The sequence below is a fragment of the Corynebacterium fournieri genome, assembly GCF_030408775.1.
Lineage (GTDB): Bacteria > Actinomycetota > Actinomycetes > Mycobacteriales > Mycobacteriaceae > Corynebacterium > Corynebacterium fournieri.
In genome coordinates this window covers 1,249,675-1,269,750 of record NZ_CP047210.1, presented here as the reverse complement: position 1 = coordinate 1,269,750, position 20,076 = coordinate 1,249,675, and the positions used below count along the sequence as shown (strand labels likewise).

Annotated in this window: 20 protein-coding genes; 16 read left to right on the top strand and 4 right to left on the bottom strand. The window is 67.2% G+C overall.

Going from position 1 to position 20,076, the window contains the following annotated elements; translation table 11 throughout:
• Position 1 precedes the first annotated feature (1 nt).
• From fmt to secG, 16 genes are all read left to right on the top strand, one after another.
• Positions 2–931 (top strand): methionyl-tRNA formyltransferase, encoded by a 930-nt coding sequence (gene fmt, locus CFOUR_RS06165; protein ID WP_290179053.1) that lies wholly within the window; start codon positions 2–4, stop codon positions 929–931.
• Entirely contained in the window at positions 928–2,430 is a 1,503-nt protein-coding gene (locus CFOUR_RS06160; protein ID WP_085958028.1) for an RsmB/NOP family class I SAM-dependent RNA methyltransferase, read from the top strand. Before fmt ends, CFOUR_RS06160 begins: the two co-directional genes overlap by 4 nt.
• A 5-nt stretch (positions 2,431–2,435) precedes the next feature.
• Entirely contained in the window at positions 2,436–3,095 is a 660-nt protein-coding gene (rpe, locus tag CFOUR_RS06155; protein WP_290179052.1) for a ribulose-phosphate 3-epimerase, read from the top strand.
• Positions 3,092–4,090: a bifunctional diaminohydroxyphosphoribosylaminopyrimidine deaminase/5-amino-6-(5-phosphoribosylamino)uracil reductase RibD gene (gene ribD, locus CFOUR_RS06150; RefSeq protein ID WP_290179051.1), complete on the top strand. Its 999-nt coding sequence runs from the start codon at positions 3,092–3,094 to the stop codon at positions 4,088–4,090. The genes rpe and ribD overlap by 4 nt, the downstream gene beginning before the upstream one ends.
• Positions 4,071–4,658, top strand: a complete 588-nt coding sequence (locus tag CFOUR_RS06145) for a riboflavin synthase (RefSeq protein WP_085958027.1) — start codon at positions 4,071–4,073, stop codon at positions 4,656–4,658. Before ribD ends, CFOUR_RS06145 begins: the two co-directional genes overlap by 20 nt.
• A gap of 11 nt (positions 4,659–4,669) precedes the next feature.
• Positions 4,670–5,935, top strand: a complete 1,266-nt coding sequence (locus tag CFOUR_RS06140; protein WP_290179050.1) for a bifunctional 3,4-dihydroxy-2-butanone-4-phosphate synthase/GTP cyclohydrolase II — start codon at positions 4,670–4,672, stop codon at positions 5,933–5,935.
• A gap of 9 nt (positions 5,936–5,944) precedes the next feature.
• Positions 5,945–6,430 (top strand): 6,7-dimethyl-8-ribityllumazine synthase, encoded by a 486-nt coding sequence (gene ribH / locus CFOUR_RS06135; RefSeq protein WP_085958025.1) that lies wholly within the window; start codon positions 5,945–5,947, stop codon positions 6,428–6,430.
• A 71-nt stretch (positions 6,431–6,501) separates the two neighbouring features.
• On the top strand, positions 6,502–7,035 hold the full coding sequence (locus CFOUR_RS06130; RefSeq protein ID WP_179154847.1) for a PH domain-containing protein: 534 nt from the start codon (positions 6,502–6,504) through the stop codon (positions 7,033–7,035).
• A 3-nt stretch (positions 7,036–7,038) separates the two neighbouring features.
• Complete coding sequence (uvrC, locus tag CFOUR_RS06125; protein WP_085958023.1) at positions 7,039–9,099, top strand: excinuclease ABC subunit UvrC; 2,061 nt, start codon at positions 7,039–7,041, stop codon at positions 9,097–9,099.
• 54 nt (positions 9,100–9,153) lie between these two features.
• Positions 9,154–10,065 carry an RNase adapter RapZ gene (gene rapZ, locus CFOUR_RS06120; RefSeq protein WP_101706407.1) on the top strand — a complete coding sequence of 304 codons (912 nt, stop codon included), beginning with the start codon at positions 9,154–9,156 and terminating at the stop codon, positions 10,063–10,065.
• Between the two features lie 33 nt (positions 10,066–10,098).
• On the top strand, positions 10,099–11,064 hold the full coding sequence (locus tag CFOUR_RS06115; RefSeq protein WP_085958021.1) for a gluconeogenesis factor YvcK family protein: 966 nt from the start codon (positions 10,099–10,101) through the stop codon (positions 11,062–11,064).
• Positions 11,065–11,109: 45 nt separating this feature from the next.
• The gene (whiA, locus tag CFOUR_RS06110) at positions 11,110–12,078 is read left to right on the top strand and encodes a DNA-binding protein WhiA (protein WP_290179049.1); all 969 of its coding nucleotides are present in this window, start codon (positions 11,110–11,112) and stop codon (positions 12,076–12,078) included.
• Positions 12,079–12,318: 240 nt separating this feature from the next.
• Positions 12,319–13,329, top strand: coding sequence for a type I glyceraldehyde-3-phosphate dehydrogenase (gap, locus tag CFOUR_RS06105; protein ID WP_085958020.1), 1,011 nt, complete (start codon positions 12,319–12,321; stop codon positions 13,327–13,329).
• A gap of 91 nt (positions 13,330–13,420) precedes the next feature.
• The gene (locus CFOUR_RS06100) at positions 13,421–14,632 is read left to right on the top strand and encodes a phosphoglycerate kinase (RefSeq protein WP_085958019.1); all 1,212 of its coding nucleotides are present in this window, start codon (positions 13,421–13,423) and stop codon (positions 14,630–14,632) included.
• Positions 14,633–14,655: 23 nt separating this feature from the next.
• Positions 14,656–15,429, top strand: coding sequence for a triose-phosphate isomerase (gene tpiA / locus CFOUR_RS06095; RefSeq protein ID WP_085958018.1), 774 nt, complete (start codon positions 14,656–14,658; stop codon positions 15,427–15,429).
• An 86-nt stretch (positions 15,430–15,515) separates the two neighbouring features.
• Positions 15,516–15,752, top strand: coding sequence for a preprotein translocase subunit SecG (secG, locus tag CFOUR_RS06090; protein WP_085958017.1), 237 nt, complete (start codon positions 15,516–15,518; stop codon positions 15,750–15,752).
• 29 nt (positions 15,753–15,781) lie between these two features.
• Here the strand turns inward: secG and pgl are convergent, their stop codons facing one another.
• From pgl to tal, 4 genes are read right to left on the bottom strand one after another with little or no spacing between them, the layout of a single operon-like run.
• Entirely contained in the window at positions 15,782–16,465 is a 684-nt protein-coding gene (gene pgl, locus CFOUR_RS06085) for a 6-phosphogluconolactonase (protein WP_085958016.1), read from the bottom strand.
• A complete protein-coding gene (locus tag CFOUR_RS06080; protein WP_085958015.1) occupies positions 16,455–17,384 on the bottom strand; it encodes a glucose-6-phosphate dehydrogenase assembly protein OpcA in 930 nt (309 codons plus the stop codon). Before CFOUR_RS06080 ends, pgl begins: the two co-directional genes overlap by 11 nt.
• Positions 17,385–17,414: 30 nt before the next feature.
• Positions 17,415–18,953, bottom strand: coding sequence for a glucose-6-phosphate dehydrogenase (gene zwf / locus CFOUR_RS06075; protein ID WP_085958014.1), 1,539 nt, complete (start codon positions 18,951–18,953; stop codon positions 17,415–17,417).
• Position 18,954: 1 nt separating this feature from the next.
• Positions 18,955–20,046, bottom strand: coding sequence for a transaldolase (gene tal / locus CFOUR_RS06070; RefSeq protein ID WP_085958013.1), 1,092 nt, complete (start codon positions 20,044–20,046; stop codon positions 18,955–18,957).
• Positions 20,047–20,076 lie beyond the last annotated feature (30 nt).

Genomic DNA, 20,076 nt, shown 5'->3' with positions numbered 1-20,076 from the left:
CATGCGACTCGTATTCGCCGGAACCCCCGAACCCGCCGCCGCGGCATTGCAGCGGCTCATCGCCTCCGACCACGAGGTCGTCGCGGTGCTCACCCGCCCCGATGCGCGCAAGGGCCGCGGTCGCACCCTGCACCCGTCGCCGGTCAAGGCGCTCGCGCTCGAGCACGGCATCGAAGTGCTCACCCCTGAAAGCCTCACGCAGGACGGCTCCATCCAGGGCCAGCTGGAAGCACTTGAGCCGGATGCGATCCCCGTGGTGGCCTACGGCAACCTCATCCCGGCGGACATGCTGGACATCCCGCGCCACGGATGGGTGAACCTGCACTTCTCGCTGCTGCCGCAGTGGCGCGGAGCGGCCCCGGTGCAGGCTGCGATCGCCAACGGCGACGAGGTCACAGGCGCCACCACCTTCCGCATCAACGAAGGCCTCGACACCGGCGACATTGTGGACACGCTGGAAACCAGGATCGGACCGGCGGAAACCAGCGGGGAACTCCTCGAGCGCCTGGCTAAAGACGGTGCAGACCTGCTCGTGCGCACCATGGATGCGCTGGACGCGGGGACGGCGGCGCTGAAGCCGCAGCCCGAAGAAGGCACGTACGCGCACAAGATCAACCCGGCAGACGCCCGTGTGGCGTGGTCGCGTCCCGCGGCGGAGATCGACCGCACCATCCGCGCGCACACCCCGGCACCGGGCGCGTGGACGATGCGCGGGGAGGACCGGTTCAAGCTCGGCCCGGTGACCCCGACGGGTGAAGGCTCGCTCGCCCCGGGCGCGACGGCATTCGGCAAAAACGAGGTGCTGGTGGGCACCGCCGACGGAGACGTGCGACTGGGCCGGATCCAGCCGCCAGGCAAGAAAATGATGAACGCGGCGGACTGGGCCCGCGGCCTGTCGCCTGAAGCGAAAGAGGAAGTGATCTTCGAGTGAGCGGCGGATTCAGATCCCGTTCGGCGGGGCGCAGGCAAGACAAGCCCGAGCGCAGGCCAGGCAAACCTGTGCGCAAGCAGAGCCCGAAGTCGGCGGGCAAGTACACAGACACCAAGCGCAGCGGCCGCACGCGCTACACCGTCAAGGGGCGGCCGGCCAGCATCGGCGACCCGGCCCGCGAGGCCGCCTTCGAGGTGGTGCTGCGCGTCGCGCGCGACGGCGCGTTTGCCAACCTGACGTTGCCCGGCATCTTGCGGGAGCGGGAGATTTCCGGCCGCGACGCGGCGTTTGCCACTGAGCTGGCGTACGGCACGCTGCGCAGCCTCGGGGTGCTCGACGCGGTCATCGCGGAGAACTCCTCGCGCGAGCTCGAGCGCATCGCGCCTGAGGTGCTGGCCGCGCTGCGGCTGGGCGCCTACCAGTTGCTGTACACGCGCGTCAGCGACCACGCCGCGGTGGACACCTCGGTGCGATTGGTGGAGGCCGCAGGGCAGGACAAGGCGAAAGGCTTCGCCAACGGCGTGCTGCGCTCGATCGGCCGCACGCCGTCCGAGCAGTGGCTGCGCAAACTGGCGCCGACTAGCGAGCTCGGGGCACTTGCGTTTACCTATGCCCACCCGGAGTGGATCGCGCGCTCCTTCGCCGAGGCGCTGGGCAACAGAGGCGACGAGCTGGAAGCCGCGCTCGAGGCCGATTCCGCGCGCCCTGTGGTGCACCTGGTGGCGCGCCCCGGCGAGATTTCCGCGGAGGAGCTCGCGCTGACCATCGGTGGCGAGCAGGGCAAGTACTCGCCCTATGCGGTGTATCTGCCGGAGGGTGATCCGGGTCAGCTCGAACCGGTGCGCGAGGGGCTCGCGGCGGTGCAGGACGAGGGCTCGCAGATCATCGCCCGGGCGCTGACGGAGGTTCCCGTCGACAAGGATCAAGGCCGTTGGCTTGACCTGTGTGCTGGGCCGGGCGGCAAGGCGGCGCTGATCGGGGCGATCGCGGCTATCGACGGCGCCAAGGTCGACGCCGTGGAAGTCAGCCCGCACCGGGCAACATTGATTGAAAAGACGGTGCGTAACCTGCCCGTGCGCGTCCACACCGCTGACGGGCGCGAGCCGGGCCTTGCCCCGGGCTACGACAGGGTGCTCGTGGACGCCCCCTGTTCCGGCCTGGGCGCGCTGCGCCGCCGCCCAGAGGCGCGTTGGACAAAGGTCGAAAGCGACATCGCCGAGCTCAACCAGCTGCAGGAAGAGTTGTTGGAATCCGCCGTCGCGCTCACCAAACCGGGCGGTGTGGTCGTGTACTCGACGTGCTCGCCGGATGTGCGGGAGACCCGGAGGATCGTCGAGAAGCAGCTGGCCAAAGGTGGGGTGCAAGAGCTTGACGCGCGCGAGTGGGCCGCCGGCCTGGAGGACGTCGGCGAGGAGCCGAGCGTGCAGATGTGGCCGCACCGTCACGGCACGGACGCGATGTTTTCCGCGGTCCTGCGCAAGACGGAAACGCTAGGGTAGGACCCATGATTCAGATTGCCCCATCAATTCTGGCGGCCAACTACGCCGCCCTCGGCGACGACGTGCGCAAGGTGGCGAACGCGGACCTGATCCACGTGGACATCATGGACGGCCATTTCGTACCCAACCTTTCCTTCGGCCCGGACGTGACCAAGGCGGTCGACGGGGTCACGGAGCAGTTTTTGGACATGCACCTGATGATCGAGGAGCCCGAGCGCTGGCTCGCCACCTACGCCAAGGCCGGCGGCGACCGCTTGGTGTTCCACGTCGAGGCCACCGACGACCACGTGGCGGCCGCGAAGCAGTGCCGCGAGCTGGGAGTGCAATCCGGCTTTGCCATCAAGCCCGGCACGGCCATCGAGCCGTACTTGGACGACCTGTCGCACTTCGACGAGGTCATGGTGATGAGCGTGGAGCCCGGCTTCGGCGGCCAGAAGTTCATGCCGGAGGTGTTGGACAAGGTGATGGTACTGCGCGACCGCATCGCCGAGGCTGGTCTGGACACCGTCATCGGCATCGACGGCGGCATCGCGGGCGCCACCATCGCGCAGGCCGCCGCAGCCGGTGTGGACGCGTTCGTGGCCGGTTCCGCAGTCTTCGGCGCCGACAACCCGGCCGAGGCGGTGGAGCGGCTGCGCGAGCTGGCGCGCGAGGCCCGGCAGTGACCTCCGACGACCAAGCGCTTGCGGCGGCCATCGCCGCTGGCGAGGAGGTGCGCGGCACGACTTCGCCGAATCCGCCGGTGGGATGCGCAATAGTCAGCGCAGACGGCGAGCTCATCGCTACCGGGGGCACCGCGCCGGCAGGCGGGCCCCACGCCGAAATCAACGCGCTGCGTGAGGCGGGGCAGCGCGCCCGCGGGGCGACCGCCGTGGTGACGCTCGAGCCGTGCAATCACACCGGGCGGACCGGACCGTGTACGCAAGCGCTGGTGGAGGCCGGCGTTGCCAGGGTGGTCTATTGCACCGCCGACCCGTTCGCACCCGCGGCGGGCGGAGCCGAGTACCTGCGCAAACACGGCGTCGAGGTGCGCCACCAGCCCACCCGCATCGACGCGCTGCAGCCGTGGCTGCGGTCGGTGCACCACAACCGGCCGAGTGTGACATTGAAGTTCGCGTCCACCCTCGACGGGTTCACCGCGGCCGCAGACGGCACCTCGCAGTGGATCACCGGAGAAGCCGCGCGCGAGCTGGTGCACGAGGACCGGGCCAGACGCGACGCCGTCGTCGTCGGTACCGGCACCGCAATTGCGGATAACCCATCGTTGACGGCGCGCTTTCCGGACGGCACGCTGCGGCCGCACCAGCCCCGCCGCGTGGTCGTGGGTACCCGCGAGGTGCCCGAGGGCAACCTCACCCGCATGGGCTTCGAGCAGTACGCCACCCCGCAAGAGGCGCTCGACGCACTGTGGGAGGCCGGCGCGCGCGACGTGCTGGTGGAAGGCGGTGCCGGTCTCGCCGCTAGCTTCCTCGAGCTGGATTGCGTGGATGCGGTGCAGGCCTACATCGCCCCGGCGCTGCTCGGGGCGGGCCGCGGGGTGTTGAATCGCGCCGTTGCCGGCACGATCGCGAACGCGCGTCGCTTCCGCACCGTCTCTGTCCGTGCCGTCGGCGGGGACGTGGTCGTAGAAATGGAGAAAGATGTTTACGGGTCTCGTTGAGGAAATTGGAGCGGTAGAGCAGCTGGACAGCCTGGGCAGTGCCGTGAGGATCGCGGTTCGCGCCCCCAAGGTCACCGAGGATGCCGCCCCCGGCGATTCCATCGCCGTGGACGGGGTGTGCCTGACCGTGGTGGACAACGCCGGCGACGTGTTCACCGCAGATGTGATGCAGGAAACGCTCGACCGCTCCCGGCTGGGCACGTACGAGGCCGGATCGAAGGTGAACCTCGAGCGCGCCCTGGCCGCCGGGCAGCGCATGGGCGGCCACATCGTGCAGGGGCACGTCGACGCGGTGGCCGAACTTGTCTCGCGCACCCCCTCCGAGCACTGGGAGGTGCTGCGGTTCACGCTGCCTAAGCAGGTGGACCGCTACGTCGTGGAGAAGGGCTCCATCGCCGTCAACGGCACGTCGTTGACGGTCTCAGCTGTGGGCGAGGGCTATTTCGAGGTTTCGCTGATTCCCACCACGCTGCGCGAGACCACCGCGGGCGATCTCACTCCGGGCGAGCACGTCAACCTCGAGGTGGACGTGCTGGCTAAATACGTTGAGAAGATGGTGCAGGGATAGTCTTGACCGCTATGCATTCCCACAACAGCTTGGACAGCGTCGACGACGCCATTGCTGCGATACAGGCTGGCAAGGCCGTGGTCGTCGTGGACAGCGAGGACCGGGAAAACGAGGGCGACCTCATCTTCGCCGCCGCAGACGCCACCCCTGAGCTGGTGGCGTTCATGGTGCGCCACACCTCTGGCTACATCTGCGTTTCCATGTCGGGCGAGCGCGCCACGGCGCTCGAGCTGCCGCCGATGACGGCGGACAACCAGGACCTGCACGGCACCGCGTACGCGGTCACCGTCGACGCGGCCACAGGCACCACCGGTATTTCGGCGCGTTCGCGAGCGACGACGATTGCGCTGCTTGCAAACGCCTCCGCCACCCCCGCGTCGTTCACGCGCCCCGGCCACGTGGTGCCGCTGCGCGCCCGAGAGGGCGGCGTGCTCGCGCGCCCCGGACACACCGAGGCGGCGGTGGACCTCGCGCGCCTCGCCGGCAAGGCGCCTGTGGGGGCGCTGTGCGAGATCGTCTCCGAGGACGACCCGACCGACATGGCGCGCTTCGACGAGCTGCGCCGCTTTGCCGATGCGCACAACTTGCCGATGATCTCCATCGAGCAGCTCATCGACTACCGCCAGCGTCGCGAGCACTTCGTGGAACGCGTCACCGAGGCGAGCCTGCCCACCGAGTTCGGCGACTTCACCGCGGTGGGGTACCGCGACACAGTGACCGGGGTGGAGCACGTGGCTCTGGTTGCCGGAGACGTGGACAAGCTGCGCGACGCCTGCGACGTGCTGGTGCGGGTGCACTCCGAGTGCCTGACAGGAGACGCCTTCGCGTCGAAGCGCTGCGATTGCGGCCCGCAGCTGCACGAATCCATGCGGCGGGTGCAGGAAGCCGGGCAAGGCGTGGTGGTCTACCTGCGCGGGCACGAGGGGCGGGGCATCGGCCTCATGTCCAAACTGAAGGCCTACACGCTGCAGGACGGCGGCCTGGATACCGTGGACGCGAACGTCGAGCAAGGGCTGCCGGAGGACGCGCGCGAGTATTACGCGGCCGGCCAAATTCTGGCCGATTTGGGGGTGGAATCCATCGACCTGCTCAGCAACAACCCGGGCAAATCCGACGCGCTGGTGGGTTACGGCCTCGAGGTGGCTCGTCGCAGTAGGATCGAGATCGTTCCAACACACAACAACATCGCGTACCTGCGCACCAAGCGCGACCGAATGGGCCACGACTTGCCCGGCGTGGGCGAGTGGCTCACGGCCCATCCGGGGTACCCCAACTAAGGAGCAGCAGTGGCATCGAGCGGAGCACCCGAGGACTATTCCATACAGGCGGAGGGCATGACCATCGCGGTCGTCTACACCCGCTGGAACGACAAGGTCGTCGACCTGCTGCGCAACGGCGCACGCGACGAGGCCCGGGAGCTCGGCGTCAAAGTCGAGGAGTACGCCGTCGCCGGCTCACTTGAGCTGCCGGTGGTGGTGCAGGCCTGCGCCAAGCGTTACGACGCGGTGGTCGCCCTCGGCTGCGTCATCCGCGGCGAAACCGCCCACTTCCAGTACGTGTGCGACTCCGTGACGGCGGGGCTGACCCGCATCGCCCTGGACGAGCAGACGCCGGTGGGCAACGGCGTGCTCACCGTCGAAGACGAGGACCAGGCCTACGAGCGCGCCGGCGGCGAGGACGCCAAGGAAGACAAGGGCGCAGAGGCGATGCGCGCGGCCGCCGGTGCGGCCGCCGAACTGCGCAAAGTTCGTGCCTTGCCGTTGAAAGGCTAAGGTAAGCCCAAAGGCGTGGGCGCTGTAGACGTCCATAAGCAACCAGCTCGAGTGCTTGAAGGAGAGTGTCAGTGGACGCACCGCACAACCCCACGGGACTGACGGACGACAGGGAGCTCGCCTACCTCAACGCGCTCGACCCCCACGCGGTGACCACCACCAAGCCGTGGGAGCTCGAGCTGTCCTCGCCGTTCCTGCGCAACGTGGCGCTCGGGTGGATCGTGCTGGTCATGGCCGTGCACGTGTTCATGGCGTGGGCCGTGGACGCCGAATTCACGGGCGTGGCCATCACCGGCTTGGACAAGTTCGCCTTCATCGGCGTGGGGCTGATCATTTCCGCGCTGTCCTGGATAGCGCTGACCCGGCCTCGCGTGCGCGCGAATGCCGACGGGGTAGAGGTGCGCAACATCGTCGGCACCCGCTTCTACCCGTGGGTCGTGATCTACGGGCTGAGCTTTCCCAAAGGCTCGCGCATGGCGCGCCTCGAGCTGCCTGATTTCGAATACGTCCCGCTGTGGGCCATCCAATCCGGCGACAAGGAAAAAGCTCTGCGGGCCGTGGAGCAGTTCCGCGCGCTCGAAGCCAAGTACATGCCGCAGGACTAAGCGTTGGCGGATCCCCAGAGCTACCGCCCGGCGCCGGGCACCATCCCGACAGACCCGGGCGTGTACAAATTCCGCGACCGCGACGGCCGCGTCATCTACGTGGGCAAAGCGAAAAGCCTGCGCGCGCGCCTGAACAACTACTTCCAACCGCCGGAAACGCTGCACCCGCGCACCCGCCAGATGGTCTACACCGGCGCCTCCGTGGAGTGGACCGTGGTCGCCTCCGAGGTGGAGGCGCTGCAGCTCGAATACACGTGGATCAAGCGCTTCGACCCGTGGTTCAACGTCATGTACCGCGACGACAAGACGTACCCCATGCTGGCGGTCAGCGTGCGGGAGCGCTACCCGCGCGCGTCTTTCTACCGCGGCCCCAAGCGCAAAGGCGTGCGCTACTTCGGGCCGTACTCGCACGCCTGGGCGGTGCGCGAGACGCTGGATCTGCTCACCCGGGTCTTTCCCATCCGCACCTGCTCTAACGGCGTGTTCAACCGCCACGAATCACTGGGCAGGCCGTGCCTGTTGGGCTACATCGACAAGTGCGCTGCCCCGTGCGTTGGGCGCGTCAACGAGGCGGAGTACGACGAGATCGTGCAGGGCTTCCTCGGCTTCATGTCCGGACGCACGGATCAGCTGGTGCGCGGGATCACTCAGCAGATGCAGCAGGCCAGCGAGGACCTGGAGTTTGAAAAGGCGGCGCGGCTTCGCGACGACTTGGGCGCCGTGAAGAAGGTCATGGAACGCCAGACAGTGGTGCTGAGCCAGGACACGGACGCCGACATCGTCGCCTTCGACACCGATGAGCTCGAGGCGGCGGTGCAGATCTTCAACGTCCGCGGCGGCCGCATCCGCGCCCAACGCGGCTGGGTGGTGGAGAAAACCGGCGACGAACCGGGCGCCTCCGAGCGCTTGGAGGAGGGCAAGCACGACCCGACACTGCCCACACTGATGCAGAACTTCCTCGTGCAGTACTACTCGGACGCGGTGGAGCGCACCCGCTTGGAGCAGGAGGAAGACCGCAAGATTGAGGCGCAGAAGGTGCGCCGCCGAGGCGTGGACCAGGAGTCCCGCGCGAAGGCGGAGGCTCCGCTTCCGGTGCCGCGCGAAATCTTGGTGGAAACACTGCCGGCGGAGCTTGCGGAAGTCTCCGCGCTCCTGGCGGAGTTGCGCGGCGGTCCGGTGGACATCCGCGTGCCCCAGCGCGGCGACAAGCGGGCGCTGATGGAGACGGTGCACAAAAACGCCTCCGAGGCGCTGCACCAGCACAAGCTCAAGCGCGTCGGCGATCTCACGGCGCGCTCCCAGGCGTTGCAGGACATCCAAGAGGCGCTCGGCATGGACGAGGCACCGCTGCGCATCGAGTGCACCGACATCTCGCACATCCAAGGCACCGACGTGGTTGCCTCGCTCGTCGTGTTCGAGGACGGCCTGCCCAAGAAGAACGACTACCGCCGCTACCGCATTAAGGAGGCCGCGGGCGACGGCCACTCCAACGACGTGGGCTCCATCGCGGAGGTCACCCGGCGCCGCTTCAAGCGCTACAACGAGGACAAGCTGGCCAACCCCGACGAGATCGCGGACCAGCAGACCTTCGACGACGAAGCGGACGAAGCGACTGGGGCGAAGCGCTTCGCCTACCCGCCGCAGCTGTTCATCGTCGACGGCGGCAAGCCCCAGGTCACCGCCGCTCAGGAGGTGTTCGACGAGCTGGGCATCGTCGACGTGCAGCTGATCGGCCTGGCCAAGCGCCTAGAGGAGGTCTGGGTACCGGACGACGACGAGCCGGTCATCCTGCCGCGTAACTCGGAGGGCATGTACCTGTTGCAGCAGGTGCGAGACGAGGCGCACCGCTTCGCCATCACCTACCACCGCCAGCAGCGCTCGAAGCGCATGCGTGCCTCTGCGCTGGATGCGGTGCCGGGGCTGGGGCCTGCCCGCCGCACCGACCTGGTCAAGCACTTCGGCTCGCTGAAGAAGATCAAAGAGGCCTCGGTGGAGGAAATCCAGCAGGTCAAGGGCGTTGGGCCGAAATTGGCGGAGACGATCTACGCGCATTTGCACCAATAAGCGCAGGGTGCTTTTCGACGGCGCTTCGCGTCCCCCTTAGATAGAATGAGACGCATGCCCACAACATCCACCGCACACGTGTTGCCCCAGGAAGATTCCGCGAGCCCGATGCGCCCCGTGATCATCACGGGCCTGTCCGGTGGCGGACTGTCCACGGCGGCGAAGGTGTTCGAGGACAAGGGATTTTTCGTCTCCCAGAACCTCCCGCCCCAGCTGATTTTGGAGCTGATGGATTTGGCCGCCGCCGACGATTCCCCGGTGGAGAAACTCGCTGTGGTCACGGATATCCGTGCGGAGCGGTTCAAGGGCTCGCTGATGGAGACGATCTCGGCGATCAAGGAGCGCGGCCACCAGGCGTTCGTGCTGTTTTTAGAGGCGCGTGACGATGTGCTGATCCGCCGCTTCGACTCGGTGCGCCGCACGCACCCGCTGCAGGGCGACGGCACGTTGCAGTCCGGCATCGAGCGCGAGCGCGAGGCGATGGAGGAGCTGCGCGCCGGCGCCGACGTCATCATCGACACGTCGAACCTTTCCGTGCACGATCTGCGCCGCGCCGTTGAGGCGTCCGTAGGCGAGCTACCCGTGGGCCGCCAGCACGTGACCATCGAATCCTTCGGGTTCAAGCACGGCTCCCCGCGCGACGCTGATATCGTGCTGGACGTTCGTTTCCTGCCAAACCCCTACTGGGTGGAGGAGCTCCGGGAGTTCCGCGGCGTGGATCAGGCGGTCTCGGATTACGTGCTCAACCAAGATGGTGCCAGCGAGTACGTGGACAACTTTGTCGAGCTGCTGTCCAGCACGCTGTCCGGCTACCGGCACGAGGGCAAAGACTTCATCACCGTCGGCATCGGCTGCACGGGCGGCCACCACCGTTCGGTGGCGGTGGCGGAAGCCGTGGGCAAGCGGCTGCGCCAGCTGGGCCAGGTGGATGTCAGCGTCATCCACCGCGACCTCGACCGCCACTAGCCGGGACGCATTGGCCGAAGAAAGAAGGATCAATTGAGCCATACGTCGTTCACCTGCCTCGGGGGAGGGCACGGTCTGTACCAGACGCTCACTGCTGCGCGTCAGGTCGGCGCGTCGTCGATCAACGCTGTGGTCACCGTGGCCGACGACGGCGGCTCGTCCGGTCGCCTGCGCCGCGAGATGGCGATCGTGCCGCCGGGCGATTTGCGCATGGCGCTGGCCGCGCTGACTGCGGAGGGTGCTGCCGGCGAAACGTGGCGCGACACGCTGCAGCACCGGTTCGGCGGGCACGGCGCAATGGCGGGCCACGCGCTGGGCAACCTGCTCATCACCGGCTTGGCGGAGCGCCTCGGCGACACCCAAGCGGCGCTGGACCAGGTGGCGGAGTGGACCGATTCCGCCGGGCGCGTCATTCCGGTGTGCCCGCAGCCGCTGGATATCGAGGCGGACGTGGCGGGGTTGGACGACGACCCGCGGGTGCTGCGCTCCGTGCGCGGGCAGGTAGCCGTGGCTACCACCCCCGGAGCGGTGCGCCGCGTGCGTCTCACCCCGGCTGAGCCGGCTGCGAGTGAGGCGGCGGTCCAGGCGATCATGGACGCCGACGTGGTCACCATCGGCCCCGGTTCCTGGTTCTCCTCGGTGATTCCGCACATTCTCGTGCCGGAGATCGCCCAAGCCCTCAACGAGACATCCGCAACAGTCGTTGTGATTTTGAACTTGTCCCCGGAGGCGGGGGAGACGCACGGCTTTACCACCGAACGCCACATCCACGTGTTTTCTCAGCATGCCCCGCAGCTGCGCGTGGACTACTTCCTAGCCGACGAGCACACGGCGACCTCTGATGGCGAGCGCGACAACATTGCCCGCGCGGCCGCCCGGCTGGATGCAGAGGTGGTCTTCGCCCCGCTGCGCGAGGTGGACGCCGTCGGCGCGCCGCTGAACCGGCACGACCCGAAGCAACTAGCAGCTGCGCTCAAGACGCTTGGTCGGCCGCGCTAGAATGCTGGTCGATCTGATAGCTGTACGTAACGAGGGGAGGCGCCGGTGGCGCTCACTGCCAAGGTGAAGGATGAGCTGTTGCGGGCCACCGGCGGCACGCTTGACGTGCGTGCTGCCGAGGCGACCGCGCTCATCCGTTTCGGGGGCGAGTTGCGGCACACCGAGGGCGGCGTTGAGATTGTGGCCGACTTTGAGGAGGAGGCCGTGGCCCGCCGTCTCGCTGGCACTATCGCTGACCTGTGCGCGGTCGACGCAGCGGTGGAGCTCGTTTCGTCTTCCGCAGGCAGCCGCGAGCCGCGATACGAGGTGCGTGTCGGCGAAGGCGCGGCCGATGTGATCCGCCGCCTGAAGCTGGTTACCGGCTCTGGCCACCCCGTTGTGGGCATGCCGCGGCAGGTCATCTCCGGCCCGATGGCGGGAGTGGAAGCCGCGTGGCGTGGAGCGTTCCTCGCCCGCGGACGCCTGGCCGAGCCGGGCCGCACCGCTGCGCTGGAGGTGGCGTGCCCGGGGCAGGAGGCCGCGCTCGCGCTCGTCGGGCTCGCCCGCCGCATGGGGCTGACCGCCAAGACGCGAGAGACGCGCGGCATCGAGCGGGTGACCTTGCGCGACGGTGAAGCCATCGGCATCCTACTCAGCCGAATGGGGGCGCAGGCCACGCGCATCGAGTGGGACACCAAGCGGGAGTCGCGCGCGGTGAAGGCGAAGTCCAACAGCAGGTTGGCTACGTTCGACGACGCGAACACCCGCCGTTCGGCCCAGGCGGCCGCGGCGGCCGCGGCCCGCGTGGAGCGCGCGATGGAAATCCTCGGCGACGACGTGCCGGAGCATTTGGCCGAGGCCGGCTATTTGCGCGTGGAGCACCGCCACGCGTCGTTGGAGGAGCTGGGGCGGTTGGCGGACCCGCAGATGACCAAGGACGCGGTGGCCGGGCGCATCCGCAGGCTCCTGTCGCTCGCCGATAAGCGGGCCGCTGAGCTGGGGGTGGAGGACACCCATGGGAGCGCCACCACCTGATCCCGCAGGTGGTGATGCACTTCACATGCCGTGCTGTGGGGTGCAATTCAGGGGCAGTGTGAGCCTCAAATCTCCACCCCTGCCACGCGGAACCGGGCGCAAACCAACATCGCTGCGAGTTAGGGAGTGCGGTTTCCACCCCTGGTTTCGTCGCCAAGCAAAAGCTCCCTGCAGGTGACAACGTTGCTCATTAGACTCGGGGGTGGACCGACACAGGTACGAGCACGAGGAGTTTTGACTGTGACCACCCGCATTGGCATCAACGGTTTCGGACGCATCGGCCGCGCAGCGTTCCGCATCATCGAGGACGAGTACAAGGGCGAGCTCGAGGTTGTGAAGATCAACGACCTCACCGACAACGAAACGCTCGCGCACCTGATGAAGTACGACACCGCGTACGGCAAGTTCGACCACGAGATCGAGCACGACGACACCTCCATCACCGTCGACGGCCGCCGCATCGAGGTCTCCGAGGAGAAGGACCCGGCCAACCTCGCGTGGGGCGAGGCCGAGGTCGATATCGTGCTCGAGTGCACCGGCGTGTTCCGCAAGGGCCCGGAAGCGAAGGCGCACATCGACGCCGGCGCGAAGAAGGTCATCATCTCCGCCCCGGGCAAGGAGGTCGACGGCACCTACGTGTGGGGCGTGAACCACAACGACTACACCGGCAGCGAAACCGTCATTTCCGCAGCGTCGTGCACCACGAACTCCCTGGCACCGGTGGCCAAGGTCATCGACGAGGCATTCGGCATCGAGCACGGCCTGATGACCACGATTCACGCCTACACCGGCGACCAGCGCCTCCAGGACGCTCCGCACAAGGACCTGCGCCGCGCCCGCGCCGCCGCGCAGAACATCGTGCCGACCACCACCGGCGCTGCGAAGGCCGTCGGCCTGGTGCTGCCCAACCTGGAAGGCAAGCTGGACGGCTTCGCCATGCGCGTGCCCACCATCACCGGCTCCGCAACCGACCTGACCGTCACCCTGTCCAAGGACACCACGGTTGAAGAGCTCAACGCCGCCGTGAAGAAGGCCGCGGAGGACGCCGAGTTCGGCCACGCCTTGCAGTACACCGAGGATCCGATCGTCTCCTCCGACATTATCGGCAACCCGCACGGCGCGATCTTCGACGCAGGCATGACCCGCGTGATCGATGGCAACATGGTGAAGATCATCTCCTGGTACGACAACGAGTGGTCCTACACCGCGCAGTACATCCGCCTGACCAAGTTCGTGGCAGACAAGCTCTAAGCACAGTTGCTCACGGGTCCGTGGTGCCTTACGGCACGGCGGGCCCGTTTTTCATACGATGGTGAGTGTTCACGAAGCAAAGGAGATACCCATGACCAAAAACTTGCAGCAGCTTCTCGACGAGGGCGTGGACGGCCGCCACATCCTGGTCCGTTCCGACTTCAACGTGCCCCTGGACGAGGACGGCAACATCACCGACGCGGGCCGCATCGACGCCTCGCTGCCGACGCTGAAGGCGCTGCTGGACGGAGGCGCGAAGGTCATCGTCATGGCCCACTTGGGCCGCCCCAAGGGCGAGGTGAACCCGAAGTTCTCCCTGGCGCCGGTGGCCGAAGCCCTGTCCGAGCGCCTCGGGCAGTTCGTCCCGCTCGCCGGCGACGTCTCTGGCGAGGACGCCCACGAGCGCGCCAACGGCCTGACCGAGGGTGAGATCCTCCTGCTCGAAAACGTCCGCTTCGACGCGCGCGAGACCTCCAAGGACGAAGCGGAGCGCACCGCCTTCGCCGAGGAGCTGGCAGCGCTCGCCGCGGACAACGGAGCGTTCGTCTCCGACGGCTTCGGTGTGGTCCACCGCGCGCAGGCCTCCGTCTACGACGTGGCGAAGAAGCTTCCCGCCTACGCCGGCTACCTCGTGGACAAGGAGGTGGAGACCCTGTCTTCCATCAAGGACAACCCGACCGCGCCGTACGTGGTTGTCCTGGGCGGCTCGAAGGTCTCCGACAAGCTCGGCGTGATTGAGGCGCTGGCGGAAAAGGCCGACACGATCATCATCGGCGGCGGCATGTGCTACACCTTCCTCGCCGCTCAGGGCCACAACGTGCAGAAGTCCCTGCTGCAGGAGGACATGGTGGATACCTGCAAGCAGCTCATCGAGCGCTTCGGCGACAAGCTGCTTTTGCCTGTCGACGTCGCCGCCGGCGCAGCGTTTGACAAGGACACCGAGAAGAAGGTCGTCGGGCTGGACGAGATCCCGGAGGGCTGGATGGGCCTGGACATCGGCCCGGAGACCGCAAAGAACTACGCGGAGGCCATCAAGGGCTCCAAGACCGTGTTCTGGAACGGCCCAATGGGCGTGTTCGAGTTCCCGAACTTCGCCGACGGCACGAAGGCTGTCGCGGAGGCGATGATCGCGGCCACGAAGGACAACGGTTCCTTCACTGTGGTCGGCGGCGGCGACTCCGCGGCGTCCGTGCGCACCCTTGGCCTGGACGAGGACGGCTTCTCCCACATCTCTACCGGCGGCGGCGCCTCCCTCGAGCTCATCGAGGGCAAGGACCTGCCGGGCGTTTCTGTACTGAACTAGCTGAACGAGGAGGTATGCACGTTATGGCACGCACGCCATTGATCGCGGGCAACTGGAAGATGAACCACGACCACCTCGAGGCCATCCAGAGCGCCCAGAAGCTCGCGTTCGCGTTTCCGAAGGACGGCTACGAGTACGTCGACATTGCGCTGACGGTGCCGTTTACGGACCTGCGCTCCATCCAAACGCTGGTGGAGGGCGACAAGCTGAAGATCACCTACGGCGCCCAGGACGTCTCTGAGCACGACAACGGCGCTTATACCGGCGAGATCTCCGCCGCCATGTTGGAGAAGCTGGGCTGCTCCTGGGTGGTCGTGGGCCACTCGGAGCGCCGCGAGTACCACGGCGAGACCAACGCGCAGGTCGCGGCGAAGGCGGCGAAGGCCGTCGAGCACGGCATTACCCCGATCGTGTGCGTGGGCGAGCCGCTCGAGGTGCGCGAGGCTGGCGAGCACGTCTCCTACGTTGTTCAGCAGGCGCGCGAGTCGCTGCAGGGCGTGGACCTGTCCAAGGTGGTCATCGCCTACGAGCCGGTGTGGGCGATCGGCACCGGCCAGGTCGCATCCGCCGAGGACGCGCAGGAGGTCTGCCACGGCATCCGCGAGCTGGTCCGCGGGCTCAGCGACGACTCCGTGGCCGAGGGCATCCGAATCCTCTACGGTGGTTCGGTCAAGGCCGACACGGTGGCCGAGATCATCGGCCAGCCGGACGTGGACGGCGGGCTTGTCGGCGGGGCATCCCTCGACGGCCAGGACTTTGCCAAGCTGGCCGCGTCTGCGGCGAACTCGGTGATGTAGCCCAGCCGCTGCACGGGATCGATCTTGCAATGGTGTAAGCTCCTTTGGAGTTTGCACCATCGCCCATTTTGAAAGGTGTCGCACACATGGCTATAGCACTCGAGATTGTGCTGGTGATTGCCGCGATCATCATGACCGTTTTTGTCCTGCTGCACAAGGGCAAGGGCGGCGGCCTGTCTAGCCTGTTCGGCGGCGGCGTTCAGGCCAACCTGTCCGGTTCGACGACGGTGGAGAAGAACCTCGACCGCATCACCGTGCTGATGGCCCTGATCTGGATCTTCTGCATCATCGGCCTGAACCTCATTCAGACCTACGCGGTCTAAACCGCCGCGCGCTTGAAGCGGCGCGCTGTCTAGAACGGTCCTGTTGCGTCCTCAGTGGCGAACAGGACCGTTTCTTTGCGCCCGATCGCGCCAGCGACCGGCCACGCTTCGGCAGCAGCCGCGCCGTCTGCGGCGTGGCTGGCGGCTTCCGCCTTCTCCGTGCCGGAGACGAGCAGCCACACCTGGTCCGCGGATTGCACCGCCGGCAAGGTCAACGTGGCGCGCTGGGCGGGCGGCTTGGGGGAGTCGGTCACAGCGACCACCAACGCGTCACGCTCGCGCACGGCGTCGGTGTGGGGGAACAGGGAGTTGATGTGGCCTTCGCCGCCCATGCCCAAAAGGTGCAGGTCGAACCCGCCGTCGCCGACAACAGTGCGGTAGCGCGAGACGGCGGCGTCCATCGAGCCGCCGTCGAGACCGTAGCCGTGGATGTTCTCCTCCGGGATGTCTACCTTGTCCAGCAGCGCGGCGCGGGCCTGGCCCTCGTTGGAATCCGGGTGGGAAACCGCGACGTTGCGCTCGTCGCCGAAAAAGACCTCCACACGCGACCAGTCGATCTCCTGCTCAACCAGGCGCTCGAGCAGGGCAATGCCTGCAGTACCGCCGGTGAGTACGACGCGCGCGGTGCGCCCCTGGGCGTGAATGTCGGACATCAACGTGGTGAACCGTGAGGTTGCGTCGTCGAGAAGCTCTGCGAGATTGCTATAGCTCATTGTGCACTCCTGAAAGTCCGCGCAGCGCGCGCTCGTAGGTCGAATCGGGACCGAGGTGGCGCAGGTCCTCGGCGAGGCTCTCCGCCTCGGTGCGCTCGCCCATGGCCACGAGGGAATCGGCGTTGCCGGGCGCGGAAATACGCACCGTGTTGTGGTCTTGCACCGCCACTTCCACATCGCCGCCCTCGCAGTGCAGCACGAGGCGGTCGATGGGGAAGTCCCCGGACGCCTCGCCAATGAGGCGCGTGACCTTGACTCCGAGACTGGAAGCGAGCCAGCCGGCGGCAAGATCCACGCTGGGATCCTCGGTGGCGCCTGCGATCTTCGCGCTGAGCACGCGCGCGCCCGGGTGACGGTCCAGCGCGGAGGCGACAATGCCGCGCCACGGGGTGATGCGCGACCACATCATGTCGGAATCACCCGGGGCGTAGCCCTGCGTGAGCTGCTCGAGCGTGACCCCGTTCGTGCCGCGGCGCAGGTTGGTGATGCGGCGCTGCGCGATCCGGCCCAGCTGGGTGAGCGAGGGGCGCTGCGGCGCCTTCTGCGGCCAGCACGCCACAACCGGGGTGTCCGGCAGCAGCAGCGGCGTGACGACGGCCCCAAGGTGCGCCGTCAGCTCCCCGTACAACCGCATCACTACCACCTCAGACGCACCGACGTCCGTGGCCACCAGCACTTGAGCGTCCAGGCGGGTTTCGGCTTCGGCGTCGCCGTTGATGAGCACCAGCACGCGGGCGGGGTGCTCGAAGGAGGCGTCGCGCAGGACTGCCAGGGTTTCGTCGATGCTCTCGGCACCCGCGTCGTCGACAGCTACCAACAGGGTGAGCACGCGCCCGGTGGCCAAGGAGTGCCGATCGCGCGCGCACGCCAGCTCGGCGGCGATGGCCTTGGTGGTGGTGTCCGGCAAGTCGGTGATCATGGTGTCAGGCCTTTCTAGTGCTCACAGGTCTTACGGGCGGCGCCAGGCGCGCCCGTCCTTGGACAGCATGCGGTCGGCGGAGGCGGGGCCCCAGGTGCCTGCGGCGTAGTCCTCGGGGCTGCCCTGTTCCGCCCAGTAGTCCAGCACAGGATCCAGAATCTCCCAGCTGCGCTCCACTTCGGAGTTGGTGGGAAACAGGCTGGACTCGTCCAACAGCGCGTCGAGGATGAGACGCTCGTACGCCTCCGGGGACTGCTCGGTAAACGCCTCGGAATAGGCGAAATCCATGTTCACGTCGCGCAGCTCCATGCCGGGACCCGGCACCTTGGAGCCGAAGCGCATGAGCACGCCCTCCTCGGGTTGCACGCGGATGACCACGGCGTTGTTGGTGAGCTGGTCAGTCTGGCCCTTGCCAAACGGCTGGTACGGCGGGCGCTTGAAAACCAGCGCGATCTCGGTGACACGGCGGCCCAGCCGCTTGCCGGTGCGCAGGTAAAACGGAACGCCGGCCCAACGGCGCGAGTCGATCTGCAGGGTGCAGGCGGCGAACGTCTCAGTGGTGGAGTTCGGGTCGAAGCCTTCCTCCTCCCGCAGCCCCACAACCTTCTTCGAGCCCTGCCAGCCCGCGGTGTACTGCCCGCGGGCGGTGGTCTTGCCGAACGGGCCCACCGCGGAAGTCGCGCTCAACACCTTTAGCTTCTCAGAGCGCAGCTGGGCGGGGGAAAACGACGTCGGTTCCTCCATGGCCACCAGCGCCAGCAGTTGGATGAGGTGGTTTTGGATGACGTCGCGGGCGGCGCCGATGCCGTCGTAGTAGCTGGCGCGCCCGCCCAAGCCGATGTCTTCGGCCATGGTGATCTGCACGTGGTCGATGTAGTGCGAGTTCCACACCGGCTCAAACATCTGGTTGGAAAACCGCAGCGCCAGGATGTTTTGCACCGTCTCCTTGCCCAAGTAGTGGTCGATGCGGAACACGGAGCGCTCGTCGAACACCGCGCCGACGACCTCGTTGAGCTCCTTCGCGGAGGCCAGATCGTGGCCGAACGGCTTCTCAATGATCACGCGGCGCCACTGGCCTTCGCTGGCGCGGGCCATGCCGGAGCGGTCGAGCTGGTGGACCACCTCGGCGAAAAACTCCGGCGGCACGGACAGGTAGTAGGCCCAGTTGCCGGCGGTGCCGCGCTGCTCGTCGCTGCGCTTGCAGGTCGCAGCCAACTCGTCGAAGGCGGCGTCGTCGTCGAAGTTGCCCTGCACGAATTCCAGGCCCTCGGCGAGGCGGCGCCACACGTTTTCGTGGAACTCGGTGCGGGCACCCTGGTCCACGGCCTCGCGCACGTACGCCTCAAAGTCCGCCTTGGTCCAGTCGCGCCGGCCGTAACCGATCAGGGTGAACCCGCCCGGCAAAAGACCGCGGTTGGCCAGGTCGTAAACAGCCGGAAGGAGTTTCTTGCGTGCGAGGTCGCCGGTCACCCCAAAGATCACCATGCCGGAAGGGCCGGCGATCTGGGGGAGGCGCTTGTCGGCGGGGGAACGCAGCGGGTTGGACCACTGCCGGTGCGGTTCAGTCACGTCACGCGAGCTTAGCAGCCATGGAATCGAGCAGCTCCTGCCACGCGTTGACGAACTTATCCACGCCTTCGCGCTCGAGCACGGCAACCACGTCGTCCATGTCGATGCCCACCGACCGCAACGCGGCGAAGACCTCCCGGGACACGGCCTCGGTGCCGGTGAGGGTGTCGCCGGACACGCCGCCGTCGCGAAGCACCGCATCCAGCGTCTTTTCCGGCATAGTGTTCACGGTGTTGGGGCCAGCGAGCTCGGTGACGTACATCGTTGCCGGGTAGGCGGGGTTCTTCACCCCCGTGGAGGCCCACAGGGGGCGCTGGACGTTCGCGCCGGTGGGAAGCTGGTCCGCGCAGGCTGTGCCGAACTCCGACTCGAACAACGCATACGCCAACCGGGCGTTGGCGATACCGGCCTTGCCTCGCAGCGCGAGGGCCTGATCGGTGCCGATCGTCTCCAGGCGTTTGTCCACCTCGGTGTCCATGCGGGAGACGAAGAAGGAGGCCACAGAGTGGATCGTGCCCACATCGAGCCCGTTCGCGGCAGCCTTGCGGATGCCCTCCTTGTACGCCTCGATGACCTGCTTGTAGCGCTCGACGGAGAAGATCAAGGTGACGTTGACGGAGATGCCCTCGGCCAGCGCGGCGGTCACTGCGGGCAGCGACTCGTCGGTCGCCGGGATCTTGATCATCAAGTTTTCCCTGTCCACCAGCTGCCACAGCTCGCGGGCCTGCGCGATCGTCTTCGCCTCGTCGGCGGCGTAGCGCGGGTCCACCTCGATGGACACGCGTCCGTCCTTGCCACCGGTGGCCTCGTAGGTGTCGCGGAACAGGTCGCAGGCGTCCTGCACGTCCTTGACGCTCATGGCGTAGACGGCGGCGTCGGCGGTGGTGCCAGCCTGCTTCAGCTCGGCCAGCTGCTCGTCGTAGTGGGTGCCGGAGCCCATCGCGGCGGCGAAGATCGCCGGGTTGGTGGTCACGCCCACGATGGACTTTGCGTCCTTCACCTCGGCAAGGTTGCCGGTGGCGATGCGCTCGCGGGAGAGGTCGTCAAGCCAGGTGGAGGTGCCAATCTGGTAGAGATCGTCTATAGCAGTCATGTCTAATTCCTTCCTCTTCGGGCCTCTTTG

Coding starts and splice junctions, on each gene's coding strand:
- rapZ (WP_101706407.1), top strand. CDS start 9,154: ATGCCCACAACATCCACCGCACACGTGTTGCCCCAGGAAGATTCCGCG.
- secG (WP_085958017.1), top strand. CDS start 15,516: ATGGCTATAGCACTCGAGATTGTGCTGGTGATTGCCGCGATCATCATG.
- pgl (WP_085958016.1), bottom strand. CDS start 16,465: ATGAGCTATAGCAATCTCGCAGAGCTTCTCGACGACGCAACCTCACGG.
- CFOUR_RS06080 (WP_085958015.1), bottom strand. CDS start 17,384: ATGATCACCGACTTGCCGGACACCACCACCAAGGCCATCGCCGCCGAG.
- tal (WP_085958013.1), bottom strand. CDS start 20,046: ATGACTGCTATAGACGATCTCTACCAGATTGGCACCTCCACCTGGCTT.
- fmt (WP_290179053.1), top strand. CDS start 2: ATGCGACTCGTATTCGCCGGAACCCCCGAACCCGCCGCCGCGGCATTG.
- CFOUR_RS06145 (WP_085958027.1), top strand. CDS start 4,071: ATGTTTACGGGTCTCGTTGAGGAAATTGGAGCGGTAGAGCAGCTGGAC.
- rpe (WP_290179052.1), top strand. CDS start 2,436: ATGATTCAGATTGCCCCATCAATTCTGGCGGCCAACTACGCCGCCCTC.
- CFOUR_RS06100 (WP_085958019.1), top strand. CDS start 13,421: ATGACCAAAAACTTGCAGCAGCTTCTCGACGAGGGCGTGGACGGCCGC.
- CFOUR_RS06140 (WP_290179050.1), top strand. CDS start 4,670: ATGCATTCCCACAACAGCTTGGACAGCGTCGACGACGCCATTGCTGCG.
- tpiA (WP_085958018.1), top strand. CDS start 14,656: ATGGCACGCACGCCATTGATCGCGGGCAACTGGAAGATGAACCACGAC.